General features: G+C 45.9%; 12 protein-coding genes. All 12 read right to left on the reverse strand.

The genetic code is table 11. From position 1 onward, the window contains the following. The 12 genes from ICN26_RS03565 to rsmH are packed head-to-tail and all read right to left on the reverse strand — an operon-like array spanning position 1 to position 14,409. A complete protein-coding gene (locus ICN26_RS03565; protein WP_216860364.1) occupies positions 1 to 867 on the reverse strand; it encodes a cell division protein FtsQ/DivIB in 867 nt (288 codons plus the stop codon). After that, positions 864 to 1,856, reverse strand: coding sequence for a D-alanine--D-alanine ligase (locus ICN26_RS03570; protein ID WP_216267645.1), 993 nt, complete (start codon positions 1,854 to 1,856; stop codon positions 864 to 866). Before ICN26_RS03570 ends, ICN26_RS03565 begins: the two co-directional genes overlap by 4 nt. A 13-nt stretch (positions 1,857 to 1,869) precedes the next feature. Continuing rightward, positions 1,870 to 3,306 (reverse strand): UDP-N-acetylmuramate--L-alanine ligase, encoded by a 1,437-nt coding sequence (gene murC, locus ICN26_RS03575; protein ID WP_216266963.1) that lies wholly within the window; start codon positions 3,304 to 3,306, stop codon positions 1,870 to 1,872. Next, positions 3,303 to 4,376: an undecaprenyldiphospho-muramoylpentapeptide beta-N-acetylglucosaminyltransferase gene (murG, locus tag ICN26_RS03580; RefSeq protein WP_216266965.1), complete on the reverse strand. Its 1,074-nt coding sequence runs from the start codon at positions 4,374 to 4,376 to the stop codon at positions 3,303 to 3,305. Before murG ends, murC begins: the two co-directional genes overlap by 4 nt. Next, on the reverse strand, positions 4,373 to 5,644 hold the full coding sequence (ftsW, locus tag ICN26_RS03585) for a putative lipid II flippase FtsW (RefSeq protein WP_216266967.1): 1,272 nt from the start codon (positions 5,642 to 5,644) through the stop codon (positions 4,373 to 4,375). The genes murG and ftsW overlap by 4 nt, the downstream gene beginning before the upstream one ends. Beyond that, positions 5,641 to 7,260, reverse strand: coding sequence for a UDP-N-acetylmuramoyl-L-alanine--D-glutamate ligase (gene murD, locus ICN26_RS03590; RefSeq protein ID WP_216266969.1), 1,620 nt, complete (start codon positions 7,258 to 7,260; stop codon positions 5,641 to 5,643). The genes ftsW and murD overlap by 4 nt, the downstream gene beginning before the upstream one ends. Positions 7,261 to 7,271: 11 nt before the next feature. Further along, positions 7,272 to 8,441, reverse strand: a complete 1,170-nt coding sequence (gene mraY, locus ICN26_RS03595; RefSeq protein ID WP_216266971.1) for a phospho-N-acetylmuramoyl-pentapeptide-transferase — start codon at positions 8,439 to 8,441, stop codon at positions 7,272 to 7,274. Then, positions 8,432 to 9,880 (reverse strand): UDP-N-acetylmuramoyl-tripeptide--D-alanyl-D-alanine ligase, encoded by a 1,449-nt coding sequence (locus ICN26_RS03600; protein WP_216266973.1) that lies wholly within the window; start codon positions 9,878 to 9,880, stop codon positions 8,432 to 8,434. The genes mraY and ICN26_RS03600 overlap by 10 nt, the downstream gene beginning before the upstream one ends. After that, entirely contained in the window at positions 9,877 to 11,430 is a 1,554-nt protein-coding gene (locus tag ICN26_RS03605) for a UDP-N-acetylmuramoyl-L-alanyl-D-glutamate--2,6-diaminopimelate ligase (protein ID WP_216266975.1), read from the reverse strand. The genes ICN26_RS03600 and ICN26_RS03605 overlap by 4 nt, the downstream gene beginning before the upstream one ends. Further along, positions 11,427 to 13,199: a peptidoglycan D,D-transpeptidase FtsI family protein gene (locus ICN26_RS03610; protein WP_216266977.1), complete on the reverse strand. Its 1,773-nt coding sequence runs from the start codon at positions 13,197 to 13,199 to the stop codon at positions 11,427 to 11,429. The genes ICN26_RS03605 and ICN26_RS03610 overlap by 4 nt, the downstream gene beginning before the upstream one ends. Beyond that, the gene (gene ftsL, locus ICN26_RS03615) at positions 13,196 to 13,462 is read right to left on the reverse strand and encodes a cell division protein FtsL (protein ID WP_046329456.1); all 267 of its coding nucleotides are present in this window, start codon (positions 13,460 to 13,462) and stop codon (positions 13,196 to 13,198) included. Before ftsL ends, ICN26_RS03610 begins: the two co-directional genes overlap by 4 nt. Further along, a complete protein-coding gene (rsmH, locus tag ICN26_RS03620; RefSeq protein WP_216266979.1) occupies positions 13,459 to 14,409 on the reverse strand; it encodes a 16S rRNA (cytosine(1402)-N(4))-methyltransferase RsmH in 951 nt (316 codons plus the stop codon). The genes ftsL and rsmH overlap by 4 nt, the downstream gene beginning before the upstream one ends. Between the last annotated feature and the right edge of the window lie 8 nt (positions 14,410 to 14,417).

A 14,417-nucleotide genomic window follows, 5' to 3' on the forward strand; every position in this document is an offset into this window, starting at 1 on the left:
TCATTGCTTCTGCTCGCTTTTTTTGCCATCTGCTTCATTTTTTTTCAAACTTGTCGAAGCAAGATGCACTGCAAAACCATTTGCGTAGCGCAGATCGATTGCATCTACCCGATTGGCCCACTTCTCTTGAACCTGTGGCCAATACTTAAAAAGACGTGCGACACGATCCTCAGTTAATGTTTTGTCTGAATTCTCTTCATCCCGACCAAACTCCACCTTCATGCCATTGGATAACTTCACATTCCAAGCGTAGCGATCAGAGAGAGTTAAGCTTTTCACTTCCGCACTCCAAGGCTTAAACCAAGCATTCGCTCTTTCATACAAGCGCATCACCTCTTTGCTAGCATCTTCTGGTCCTGAGAAATCAATCAAAGAAATGCCATCCCCTACATCAGATACACGCCCAGCAAAGAGTTCGCCATGGGTATTCATTAAAATGTGGCTTTCGGCACCGCCCCATGTGCCAAATGGCTTTTGTTCTTCAATGCTCACAATCAATCCGTTGGGCCAAACTCTGCGAACGTTAGCGTGACGCACCCAAGGCATGGACTCGAACCCACGCTTCACATCCTCCAACCTCACGCTGAAAAAATTTCCTTGAACCGTTTCCAAAACTTGCTGCTTCACCACCGGCTTATTAATATGCTTGAGTGTTTGCCCAGCTACTGGCTCAATGACAACTTGACGTAAAGCAAAGACGGGGCGCTGACTCAACCACACCAAAATTCCAACTAAAACCATGACTGCAAAACAGCGCATTAAGAAACGGCTCAGCTTTTGCATCCGCTCTGGATAATTCCAAAGCGGAGAGGCCAGTGCAGTAAATACTTCACCACAACCATTTAAGAAGGCGCCTATCCGACTCATGCTTGCGTGAGCCCCTTGCTATTACGGGTTTGGCTAATGACCCAGAGAACTAGTTCGGAATACTCAATGCCAGCCGCTTTTGCTGCCATAGGAACTAAAGAATGCGAGGTCATACCTGGAGAGGTATTCATCTCTAAAAGATAAGGTTTGCCAGTTTTTTGATCGAGCATCACATCAGCTCGACCCCAAGTTTTGCATCCAAGCGCACGATAGGCAGCTAACGCCAATTCTTGAACTGCTTTATTCACTTCTGGCTCAAGTCCAGTTGGGCATAGATATTTAGTCTCATCAGAGAAATACTTATTATGAAAATCGTAGTTAGCCTCTGGTGGAATAATTTTGATCACAGGCAAGGCTTCGGCATTTGTTCCAAATCCAACCAGCGGACAAGTCAGCTCGTCACCAACAATACAAGTCTCTGCAATCACCTTTTTATCCATTGCGGCGGCTAACTTATAGGCAGCAGGTAATTCTTCAACCGATTTCACTTTAGTTAAACCAAGTGATGAGCCTTCATGCGCAGGCTTCACAATTAATGGCAAGCCTAAATGCTTTACAACAGCATTCCAGTCACTGTCAGCTTTAAGCTCTTCAAATTCAGGAGTTGAAAGACCGCTACTAAGCCAAACAAGCTTGGTCGCAATTTTATCGATCGCCAGTGCAGAAGCCAGCACACCGCTACCGGTGTAAGGAAGGCCTAATAGCTCGAGTAATCCCTGGATAGTGCCATCCTCACCATAACGTCCATGTAGGGAGATGAAGATGCGATCAAATTTTTCATCTGCTATTTCAGTTGGGCAACGTAAACCCGGATCGAATGGATGCGCATCAACTCCTTTAGAGAGTAGGGCTTCCAATACGCCGTTACCTGACATTAAGGAAATCTCTCGCTCACCAGAGCGACCACCCAGCAAGACGCCTACTCGACCTAATGATTTGACATCCAGGTCAGCGAGGTCACTCTTGACGCGCTCGCCCCACGAATGCATTTGCATGTTTTGATTAGACATGTTTCATCTCCGCCAATACATGAGGCAATCCAGAGATCGAGCCAGCACCCATCGTGATTAAAACATCGCTATCACGTAATAAAGTGCTGAGTTTTTCTGGCATTTCTGCAACGCTTGAGGCAAAGGCCACAGCTGTACCATCTAAGGAGGAAGTAGTAGTCTTATCGGCAGTAAGTGCAGCTTTCATAAGACTTTGGCCATCCGCACCCGGAATCTTTGCCTCACCGGCTGGATATACTTCGGTTAACACGAGTGCATCAAAGTTTTTGAGCACTTGCACAAATTCACCAAAACAATCACGAGTTCTTGTAAAGCGATGGGGCTGGAATGCTAATACCAAACGGCGGTCTGGATATGCGCCACGGGCTGCGGATAAAGTAGCCGCCATTTCAACGGGGTGGTGCCCGTAGTCATCTATTAATGTGAAGCTTCCGCCAGAGGCCAAAGGAATTTCTCCATACCTTTGGAAGCGACGACCAACGCCACTAAATTCAGATAAAGCCTTCACAATAGCCTCATCGCTAACACCTAATTCTGTTGCAATACCAATTGCTGCTAATGCATTTTGAACATTGTGTAGGCCAGGTAAATTTAATTGCACCTCAAGACGACCTGGCTTATTGCCATGACGACGTACAGTTTTACGATCAACCGTAAAGTGCATACGAGTACCCTTTGCCCGCACATTACTTGCACGAATATCCGCATCATCAGACAAGCCGTAGCGCAATACTGGCTGTGATACAAACGGAACAATATCGCGAACATTGGCATCATCAATGCACAGAACAGCAACACCGTAAAAAGGCATACGCTGAATAAACTGCACAAAAGCCTGCTTCAATCTGGCCATATCATGTTGATAGGTATCCATATGATCAGCATCAATATTGGTAACGACTTCCATCGCAGGAAATAATTGCAAGAAGGAGGCATCAGACTCATCAGCTTCCACCACAATAAAGTCGCCCTGACCTAAGCGTGCATTTGCACCCGCAGAATTTAACTTACCCCCAATAACGAAGGTTGGATCTAAACCACCCTCAGCCAAAACTGAGGCAACTAAACTAGTCGTTGTTGTTTTGCCATGAGTACCTGCAATCGCAATACCCTGCTTCAAACGCATAAGCTCACCGAGCATGACAGCCCGCTGAATAACGGGAACCTTAGCTGCGCGAGCGGCTAACACTTCAGGGTTATTGCCTGCAACTGCAGTAGAAATGACTACCGCCTCTGCAGTACCGATATTTTTAGGGTCATGCCCAATATGAATCACTGCACCCAAATCTTTTAGGCGCTTTGTTACAGCACCTTCAGCCAAATCGGATCCCGATACCTGATATCCGAGGTTCAGTAAAACTTCGGCAATACCACTCATGCCTGCGCCGCCGATACCAACAAAATGGATTTGCTGAACGATATGTTTCATATACCTACTCCTGCACAGTCTGCACATACCTCAGCCACACGCTGGGTTGCATGAGGCTTTGCTAAAGCATGCGCACGCTTAGCCATCACTTGTAAATCTTGGCGACTCAAGTTTTGAATCATGGATGCCAGATCCTGTGGGTTGAGATCTTGTTGTGGCAACAAAATAGCTGCATCAGCATCCGATAAAAAACGTGCATTTGCGGTCTGATGATCATCAATTGCGTATGGAAATGGAATCAAACAGGATGCAACACCACAAGCTGCGATCTCTGATACGGTCATTGCACCAGAGCGGCAGATCACCAGATCTGCTTGAGCGTAAGCGCTTGGCATATCGTTAATAAAAGGGCGAATATCAGCAGCAACACCTAAGTTGGCATAACGCTGTTGTAGATCTTCAAGATGCTTATCACCTGCCTGGTGAATTACATGAGGTCGCGCATCGTTATCCATCAATGCCAAGGCTGCTGGAATGACTTCATTTAAGGCTGCGGCACCTAAACTTCCGCCTACCACCAGAATTGAGAGAGGGCCAGTGCGCTCTTCATAGCGTTTTGCTGGGGCGGACACAGTTTCAAATTCTTCACGGATTGGATTACCTACCCACTCAGCATGAGTCATCGTATCTGGAAATCCAGTCAAGGTACGCATAGCAATTTTGGCTAAAGCACGGTTAGCACTTCCCGCCACAGAATTAGCTTCATGCAAAACCAATGGCTTCTTCAAGAATTTTGTCATCAAGCCACCAGGAAAAGTGATGTAACCACCCATACCTAAAACTACATTTGGCTTAATGCGGCGCATGATCTTCCAACTCTGCATACAAGCTCTTGCAAGATTAAATGGCAACATCAATGTTGCTTTGATGCCCTTACCGCGCAAGCCACCAAAGTTAACCGCCTCAAATGGGAAGTCGCAAGCTTTTACTAAGCGAAACTCCATCCCGCTTTGATTGCCAAGCCAAGATACATTCCATCCACAAATTCGCAGATATTCAGCAACAGCTAGCCCCGGGAAAATATGCCCCCCAGTACCGCCGGCCATAATCAAGATGGATGGCTTGGTCATAGCTTGCCACCCCGCATTAAGATTCGGTTTTCGTAATCAATCCGAAGTAGCATTGCTATGGCAACGGCATTCATCAAGATTCCTGAGCCACCATAACTCACTAGTGGAAGTGTTAAGCCTTTTGTAGGAAGCAAACCTAAGTTCACACCCATATTGATAAATGCTTGCCAACCAATCCATATCGCCACACCTTTAGCAGCAAGGCCCGCAAAACTGCGATCTAATTGCAAAGCAGTGCGGCCAATCAGGAATGCGCGACGCACGATCCAGTAGAACAAGAAGATCATCACTACTACACCAACAAATCCGAGCTCTTCACCAATTACTGCCATGATGAAATCCGTATGCGCCTCAGGTAGGTAATGTAATTTTTCGACGCTACCGCCTAGTCCCAGGCCAAACCATTCACCACGACCAAATGCCATCAGAGAGTGGGTTAGCTGGTAACCTTTATTCGCCGCATTGTCGGCCTGCCAAGGATCAATAAAAGCCATGATTCGCTTTTGACGGAAAGGTGAGAAGGCAATGATTGTCACGGCACTTAAAATTCCGACGGCCAATAATCCACCAAATAATTTGCCGTTGATGCCACCTAAAAATAAAATTCCAAATGCAATGAGCGATATCACTACAAGTGCACCCATATCTGGTTCAGCCATCAGCAAGCCACCAACTAAGGCAACAGCAATACCCATTGGTAGCATGCCCTTAACAAATGAGTGGAGATATTCTTGGCGTTGAACTGTATAACTTGCAGCAAATATCACTGCAGCAAACTTCATTAGTTCAGATGGCTGGAAGTTCATCGGGCCTAATGGAATCCAACGTTTGGCGCCATTCACACCTTTTCCAATGCCAGGAATCAGCACAGCAATCAATAGCAAGACGGTGAATCCAAAAATGATTGGGGAATAGCGATCCCACACGTGAGTGGGAATCTTAAATACCCAAATAGCAACACCAATTGCAATTGCCAATGAAATGCAATGACGAATTAAGAAAAAATTACTACTGTAATTAGCATACTTAGGGCCATCTGCCAAAGTAATGGATGCTGAATACACCATGACTAAACCGATGAGGGCCAAAGAAAGTACCGCCCAAACCAACAACTGGTCATAGTCCATCATGCGTGAGCGCGTTTGCTCAACGCCAGAAACTGCATCCCTCAAGCCACTGCGGAAGTTATCTATCCCGCCTCTGGAAAAATTCCAGAAGCGATCAAGCCCCAAACGATTCTCAGGAAAAAGTTTTTCCTTCAAACTCATGCATCAACTCCTTCGAATTGCATTCCCAATTCTTGAACTTCAGCAATAAACACCTCAGCACGTGCCACGTAATCACTAAACTGATCGAAGCTGGCGCAAGCTGGTGATAACAAAACGATATCGCCTGACTGAGCTTGTTTTGCAGCCTGCACTACTGCATTTTGCAAAGTCTCGCTCATGACACATGGCACTGAATCACCCAAAGCTTCAGCAATGGTTTTGGCATCTTTGCCAATTAGGAAAACACCTTTTACAAAACGTAATGTAGGATCACGTAAGGGACTAAAGTCTTGACCTTTACCCTCACCACCAGCAATCAACCAGATCCGCTTGCCAGACTCATTAGCGCTTAAACCATTCAAAGCGGCTACCGTTGCTCCTACGTTAGTACCCTTGCTATCGTCTACATATTCAACATTCGACACAATCGAAACACTTTGAACACGATGAGGCTCACCATGGTAATCACGTAAACCATGTAAAAGCATATTCATTGGCAAACCAGCTGAGCGCGCTAAGGCTAATGCAGCTAAGGCATTTAAAGCATTGTGGCGACCGCGAATCCGCAAAGCTTCAGCTGGAATCAAACGCTTGAGTCTTAATGGCTCATCTTCTACAACAACTGCTTTACGGCGACGCTTCGGTTGTGGCTCAAGATCTTCATCCATTTCAGCCCAGACCAACCAATCAATTCCACCAGCGCGCAGATCATGTTCGATTCCAAAAGCACCTTGCTCATCAGGGCGGCCGGTACCAAAAGTAATGACTGATTTACTAGATTTCTGCTCCTCAGTAAGCAGATTCATAACCAGCGCATCATCGCGATTCAAGATGCAAATACTGTCTTGTCCAAAGATATTGGCTTTTGCATCAATATAAGCCTGCATATCACCATGCCAATCCAAGTGATCTTGCGTAATGTTTAATACGGTCGCTGCTGTTGCATTGAAGGTACTGGTGTAAACCAACTGGAAGCTAGACAACTCGAGCACCCAAATCTCAGGCATGTCGGCAACTTGATCAGACTCATCCAAACAAGACATCAACTTATCCAATGCTGCTGGGCTGATATTGCCAGCCACAGCAACTCTCTTGCCAGCTCGCTCACACAACTGCCCTGTCAAGGCTGTTGTGGTTGTCTTTCCATTTGTTCCAGTGATGGCCAATACAGCAGGCTTGTATTGAGACTGTTTAACTTGGGCCATGCGATCCATTGCAGCAATCGCTCTGGCAAAAAATTCCAATTCTCCCCAAATATCAATATTAGATTCTTGTGATTTAGCTAAGAAAGAGGCTACCGGCTCTTGAAATGGCGATAAACCAGGACTAATTCCAATGACTTCAATACTCTTTAAGTGGAGGTCATCCAAAGGTCCGAAATAAGCTGCTTCGAGTCCCGCAAATTCAAGATCAGCTAACCAGGCTTTTTGTCGCTCATTCAACTTTTCACGATCACGTGTATCGGCCAAACTGACCTTTGCAGCATTCCGCAAACACCACTTGGCCATAGCATAGCCAGATTCACCTAATCCTAAGATCAAAAAATGTTGGGGTGCTTGATAACCCTCATCTGTGATGAGAGCTGGGTTAGCGAAGGCTTGATCTAAGTTATACATATTCTTTTGGCTTACCTTAATTTCAGGCTGGAGAGGCCAATGAGGACTAATAAAATGGTGATGATCCAGAAGCGAACCACAACTTGCGTTTCGCGCCAGCCACCCAATTCGAAATGGTGATGCAGTGGAGCCATCCTAAAAATACGACGGCCCTCACCAAAACGCCTCTTGGTGAATTTGAACCAGAAAACTTGCAGCATCACTGACAGTGTTTCTGCGACGAAGATCCCGCCCATGACAAAGAGTACGATTTCTTGGCGAACAATCACGGCAATAGTTCCGAGTGCGCCACCCAATGCGAGTGCGCCAACGTCGCCCATAAATACCTGGGCCGGATGCGTGTTGTACCAAAGAAAGGCTAATCCCGCACCACCCATAGCTCCACAGAAAATCATGAGCTCACCTGCACCGGGAATATAAGGAAACAATAAATACTTTGCGTAAATCGCATTTCCCATCACATAAGCAAATGCGCCTAAAGCAGCACCGACTAATATGACTGGCATGATTACTAGACCATCTAGTCCATCCGTCAGATTGACGGCATTACTACTTCCAACAATCACCAAGTAGCTCAAAATAATAAAGCCCATTACACCTAATGGGTAACTCACCTCTTTCATGAAAGGAATGAGTAAGTTTGATTTAGCTGGCAAGTTCAAAGCAAAGCCACTCTTGAGCCAATCAAAGAACAACTGTAAAACTTTGAGGTTATTCACTTCAGATACAGAAAAAGCCAAATAAATAGCAGCAAATAAGCCAATCAAAGTTTGCCAAAAGAATTTTTCTCTTGAGGCCATGCCTTTAGGATCTTTCCGTGCCACTTTGCGGTAATCATCAACCCAACCAACCAAGCCAAATCCAAAAGTCACAATCATCACAATCCAGATAAAACGATTGCTCAGATCAGCCCACAGCATGCAGGAGATAAAAATACCCAACAGAATTAGTACGCCACCCATAGTAGGGGTACCTGATTTCACCAAATGAGTTTGTGGGCCATCAGTACGAACCGCTTGACCCATCTTTAATGCAGTCAACTTCCGAATAACCCATGGACCAGCTGCTAAACCTATCAGCAAAGCAGTCAGTGTTGCCATCACTGCTCTAAATGTGATGTAGCTAAAGACTCGGAAAAATCCAAAATCATCTTGCAACCATTGCGCCAATATCAAGAGCATGTTTTAGCCTCCTCTAATAGGGCATGCACTACACGCTCCATACGCATAAAACGAGATCCCTTAACCAAAATATCTAAATGCAGCTGCTGGCTTGACTCATGATCTGCTAGCGCTACATTAAGCTCTTCAAGCAACTGATCCAATGTGGCGAAATGAGTAGCGCTACTAGTAAGCGAAAACTTCTCTGATTCATTAAAACCCTGCACCGCGTATTTACACTGCTCTCCGAATGCAAATAACTTACTAACACCCTGCTCGGCAGCATAGGCGCCAACTTCCACATGGAAGTCAGGGCCTTGATCGCCCACTTCACCCATATCACCCAATACCAACCAAGAAATATTTCCAGACTGCTTAAGTGCATCAATAGCAGCTCTTACAGAATCAGGATTCGCGTTGTAGCTATCGTCAATCAGAGTTCGGCCTGCATTGAAAGGCTTTGATTGCATACGTCCATTTACTGGGACAAAAGATTCCAGACCTGCTTGAATTTGCTCCAAACTTAAGCCGGCGCCTAAAGCAACGGCGCTAGCTGCTAAAGCATTACGCACATTGTGATTTCCCAAGGTCTTGAGCTGGACCTCAATCTTGCCGAGTTTAGTTGCAATCTCAATTTTTCCGCTAGTCAATAATTTGCCCGTAACAGAGGCCGTAGCCAAGGCAGAGTTAGTAGATAAAGCAAAATCAATTACCTTTCGTCCTGCAGCAGCTTGATACCAAACATCAGAAAATTCAGAGTCAGCTGGAAATACTGCGACACCATCTGCAGGGAGTGAACTTAAGGCAGTTGCATGTTCTTTTGCAACAGTCTCCACAGTCGCCATGAATTCTTGATGCTCACGCTGTGCATTGTTAATCAGAGCAATAGTGGCTTGAGCAATGACCGCTAACTCTGCCGTTTCACCAGGATGATTCATGCCTAACTCAATTACCGCTAAGCGGTCAGCTGGTCGCATGCGCAGTAAGGTTAAGGGTAGGCCAATATCATTATTGAAGTTGCTTTTAGTAACCAGTGTGCGTTCTTCACCTACAGCAGCCTTAAAGATGGAAGCAATCATCTCTTTTACAGTGGTCTTACCATTTGATCCAGTTACCAAAGCCACTGGGATAGAAAACTGCCTACGCCATGCCTTTGCTAATTCACCCAAACCTTGCTTAACATCCTGGACACATACTGCAGCTAAGCTTGTAGGGCACTTTTGTTTTTGACTAATGAGTGCTGCACTTGCACCTGCCTTGGCGACATCATCCAAAAAATCATGCGCATCAAAACGTTCGCCCGCCAAGGCAATAAATAATTCACCAGACTCAATCTGACGACTATCGCTACCAATACGAGAAATAGTGATCGCTCGCGCAGATTCCTTATCAGCGTGAATCAACTGACTGCCTGGCAACATGGCGTGCACTTGAGCAAGAGTAGTCATAGGTGCATTCATACGCAACCTCCTGCCGCCAAACGAATGTGTTCTTGATCAGAAAAATCAAATTTCTTGCCATTGATTTCTTGAGTAGACTCATGCCCTTTACCGGCAACCAAGACAACATCTTTAACATCGGCATGTCGTACCGCAGCCATAATAGCGGCCGCTCTATCAGGTAATACTTGTACATTCGAGAGGTCGCCTAACATACCAGCTTGAATCATGGCAATAATGGATGCTGGATCTTCAGATCTAGGGTTATCGCTTGTAATCACAATATGATCGGCAAGCTCTTGCGCTACGCGACCCATTTGAGGACGCTTAGCTGAGTCTCGATCACCACCGCAACCAAAAATGCACCAGACTTTTCCATCGCGTTGATTTGCAATGGGGCGCAATGCATTCAATGCTTTAGTGAGGGCATCAGGTGTGTGTGCATAATCCACCACAATCAATGGACCCTCAGTTCTTTGTGTTTTATGCAAATGAATCAGTTCCATACGTCCTGGAACAGCACTTAGCTTGTTCATACGTTTAGAGGCGTCACTTGGGCTCATATCTTGAGCTAGCAGGACCGCCCAAACAGCAAGGCAATTACTGAGATTGAACTCACCTAAAACTGCAAGCTGAGCAGCACTAGAGCCTAAAGCATCGCAGCTAAATTGAGACTCATAGCCAGAGGTCGTCAATACGATGTTTTCTGCGTGGACACGTTTCAGACGATCGCCAAATTTTTCAAATCTAGCAAATGCATTAATTCTTAAGGCATAGCCCCATACTTGAGGACCATCGCTAGCAAGGAGCTTCATCGCCAATTCTCGACCGAATGCATCATCAAAATTGATGATGGCATTTTCAAGTTGAGGTAACTTAAAGAGTTTTGCTTTTGCTTCGGCATACTCTCCCATCGTGCCGTGATAATCCAAGTGATCTTGAGTCAAATTGGTAAATACCGCGCTTCGTACATCCAAGCCAGTAATACGACCTTGATCTAATGCATGAGAAGAAATCTCTATAGCAAGATTTTGAGCGCCTGCATCAAGTAATTCTTTTAATTGGGTTTGCAATTGCGGTGCATCTGGCGTGGTGTAACCAGTCTGAATTAGTGCACCCGGAAACCCAGCCCCCAATGTGCCTAATACTGCAGTGCGATGATTCGGTTCATCCATTGCCTGCGCCAGCCACTGAGTAATACTAGTTTTTCCATTGGTACCTGTGACGCCGATGACATTGAGATTTTTGCTTGGGTAGTCATACCACTCCGCGCAGAGCTCTCCAGCTATAACTGATAAATTCTCAATAGCAAAACATTCTGGGCGGTCTAAGTATTCATTCGCAATGCCATCAGCAGGATCGAATACCACTGCTGCTGCGCCATTTGCTAAGGCGGACGCAATATAGTCGCGACCATCCCGTAGGGCGCTACCATGACCAACAGCGTATGCGAAGAAGATGTCACCAGATTGAATTTGACGGCTATCCGCAGTCACTTTTGCATCTGCTGATGTGAGATCACGTAAATGTGAAACTAAGAGGTGGGGTTCAATGTAGACCATTGTCATCATCTTTTTAAAACCGCTGCATTTGTTTTGACTGCAGCAATCTGAATTTCTGTAGGATTTTTATCCTGCAGCGTCATCTGCTTAACATTGCTATCTGGCAATACATTCAAAGTACGCAGGGTCTCACTCACAATAGTGGAGAAGACTGGTGCAGCAACATCGCCACCATAATGACTGCCACCAGTCGGCTCATCAATCATGACGGCAACTACAATGCGAGGGGCGCTAATCGGCGCTAAGCCTGCAAAGTAAGCGCGGTATTTATTGCCGTAGCCCTTACCTACTAATTTATGCGCTGTACCTGTTTTTCCACCAACTCGATAACCTTCAGCTTGCGCTTTTATGGCAGTACCTCCGGGCTCAGTTACTGACTCCATCATGCTGCGCATCTCAATGGCTGTCTTAGCAGAAATAACATGTGTACCAGGCTTAAAGTCTGGACTTCGCTCAATCGTGAGGGGTACTAAGTCGCCATCACGCGCAAAAATAGTGTAGGCGCGAGCAACTTGGAAGAGTGAACCTGAAATACCATAACCAAATGCAATTCGTGCCTGATCTGTTGGCATCCATTTCTTATAAGGATGGACCGTACCAGCTACAGCTCCAGGGAAGCCAATCTTCGGCGCCTGACCCAAACCAACGGATGTATAAAAATTCCACATCTCTTCGGCAGTTAGATTGTTAATAGCAATTTTGGCCGTACCAATATTGCTAGATTTTTGAATAATCTGAGAAATAGTTAAGTTGCTGTAAGGGTGGGTATCCGTAATCGGTTTGGGGCCCACCAAGTATTTAGCACCAATCACTATATTGGTATTAGGCGTGATGACACCCTTCTCCAAAGCAATCGCTACAGTTAACGGTTTTATTGTTGAGCCAGGCTCAAAGGTGTCAGTTAAAACGCGATTACGTAACTGCTCACCCGTTAACTTCTTTCGATCGTTTGGGTTATAGCTTGGGTAATTTGCTAAAGCCAGAATTTCGCCGGTTTGCGTATCTAAGACAACGGCACCACCAGCACTCGCACGGTGCTGCTCAACTGCATTTTTAACAGCGTTATAAGCCAGAAACTGAATCTTACTGTCAATAGAAAGTTGCAGATCTTTGCCATTCTGCGGTAACTGCAAAATTGCAACATCTTCAACAACACGACCTAGGCGATCAACAACTACTCGACGAGCGCCTGGGTGCCCAGCCAATTCTTTTTCTCTTGAAAGTTCCATGCCCTCTTGGCCACGATCTTCCACGTTTGTAAAGCCAACAACGTGCGCCATCGCCTCACCTTCTGGGTAAAAGCGACGGTATTCATTATTCAAGCCAATCCCTGGAATTTCTAATTCCTTAATCTTTTGCGCAACTACTGGATCTACTTGGCGCTTCAGAAAAATCTGCTTACGATCCTCTTTTAACTTTCTACGTAATTCAGATTCGCTTAACTGCAAAAGTTTTGCTAACTTCTGAACCTTATCCGCAGCTAAATCATCGGGCACAGTATCGTTATAAGCGATCACTGACTTTGCCTCTAAGCTCGTAGCAATCACCTGGCCATTGCGATCCAATATCTTTCCACGGGAAGCGGGTAATTCCAATTCACGCTGCGTACCACGTACACCTTTGGCTTCATAAAAAGCATTTCCCGGACCCTGAATCCAAAATGCGCGGATTAGCAACAGCATGAATACAAAGAACAACATGAACAGCATGAGGCGTGACCGCCACATTGGCAGACGTAATACTAGATTGGGTGTGGTTGAAAAACCTACAGTCCTCATCTAGCTTCCTTTAAGTACAAAGTACGCTCTGGAGATATGGGAGCCATGTGCAACTGATTGCGAGCAACATCGCGAATTCGTGCGGACTTCGAGAGATTGCGCTGCTCATACTCCAAGCGTAGCCAGTCTTGATTGAGTTTGCGCTCCTCGATTTGCGCGCGATCTAAGGAAATAAATAATTTACGTGCACGTTGCTGTGCTGCTACCAAAGATAGTGCGCAAACTAATAGCAGCACTAGTAAGGTAAGCGTAGCGCGATTCAAGCCAACGCTCCTGTACGTTTTTCAGCAATACGCATAATGGCAGAACGAGCACGGGGGTTCTCTCGAACTTCCTCATCGCTTGGCTTAACGCGTCCAATAATTTCTAGAGCACTCTGAGGTAAATCTCGATCACGGACAGGCAATCCCCGAGGTACTTCAAACTTAGCGTGTGATTGTAGGAACTGCTTCACAATCCGGTCTTCGAGAGAATGAAAGCTAATCACTGCTAAGCGCGCGCCTGGCTTCAATAAAATGAGCGCTGCTTTTAATCCAAGCTCCAAATCTTCTAACTCACGATTAATAAAAATGCGGAGCGCTTGGAAAGTACGAGTCGCAGGATCTTGACCAACTTCTCTGGTACGAACCACGCTGGCTACTAGGCCCGCTAATTGCAAGGTTGTTTTTGGAGATAAGCCTTCTTCTCGCTTTGCCACAATGGCTTTAGCAATCTGAAATGCAAAACGTTCCTCACCGTAAGTCTTAATCACGCGAGTGATGTCCTCTTGTGATGCTTGCTCCAACCACTCCGCTGCTGTTAGGCCCTGGTCTGTGTTCATGCGCATATCGAGCGGACCATCCTTGCGAAAGGAGAACCCACGATGTGCTTCGTCCACTTGTGGAGAGCTGATACCGAGATCCAACAGAATTCCATCGACGGATTCTGGATCTGCGTACTGATCCATCTGAGCAAAACTGTCGTGCACGATGCGTAAACGAGAGTCCTTGATTTTTTCCGCTACTGCGATCGCATCTAAATCCTTGTCGAAAGAAATCATTCGCGCATTCGTAGGAAGTTGCGTTAGCAGGGCTTGAGTATGACCACCGCGCCCAAAAGTTCCATCGATTAAGAGTAGATTTTTTGAAGTTACAGAAGAGGTGATGAGTGGTCCACTGACCAGCGCCGTCACCGCCTCGGCCAGCAATACTGGGCGATGAGTTATGTTCATGGCACCCT

It is taken from the genome of Polynucleobacter hallstattensis, assembly GCF_018881835.1.
Lineage (GTDB): Bacteria > Pseudomonadota > Gammaproteobacteria > Burkholderiales > Burkholderiaceae > Polynucleobacter > Polynucleobacter hallstattensis.

Excerpts from the sequence above, each read along its gene's own strand:
- ICN26_RS03565 (WP_216860364.1), bottom strand. The coding sequence starts at position 867 with ATGAGTCGGATAGGCGCCTTCTTAAATGGTTGTGGTGAAGTATTTACT.
- ICN26_RS03570 (WP_216267645.1), bottom strand. The coding sequence starts at position 1,856 with ATGCATTCGTGGGGCGAGCGCGTCAAGAGTGACCTCGCTGACCTGGAT.
- murC (WP_216266963.1), bottom strand. The coding sequence starts at position 3,306 with ATGAAACATATCGTTCAGCAAATCCATTTTGTTGGTATCGGCGGCGCA.
- murG (WP_216266965.1), bottom strand. The coding sequence starts at position 4,376 with ATGACCAAGCCATCCATCTTGATTATGGCCGGCGGTACTGGGGGGCAT.
- ftsW (WP_216266967.1), bottom strand. The coding sequence starts at position 5,644 with ATGAGTTTGAAGGAAAAACTTTTTCCTGAGAATCGTTTGGGGCTTGAT.
- murD (WP_216266969.1), bottom strand. The coding sequence starts at position 7,260 with ATGTATAACTTAGATCAAGCCTTCGCTAACCCAGCTCTCATCACAGAT.
- mraY (WP_216266971.1), bottom strand. The coding sequence starts at position 8,441 with ATGCTCTTGATATTGGCGCAATGGTTGCAAGATGATTTTGGATTTTTC.
- ICN26_RS03600 (WP_216266973.1), bottom strand. The coding sequence starts at position 9,880 with ATGAATGCACCTATGACTACTCTTGCTCAAGTGCACGCCATGTTGCCA.
- ICN26_RS03605 (WP_216266975.1), bottom strand. The coding sequence starts at position 11,430 with ATGATGACAATGGTCTACATTGAACCCCACCTCTTAGTTTCACATTTA.
- ICN26_RS03610 (WP_216266977.1), bottom strand. The coding sequence starts at position 13,199 with ATGAGGACTGTAGGTTTTTCAACCACACCCAATCTAGTATTACGTCTG.
- rsmH (WP_216266979.1), bottom strand. The coding sequence starts at position 14,409 with ATGAACATAACTCATCGCCCAGTATTGCTGGCCGAGGCGGTGACGGCG.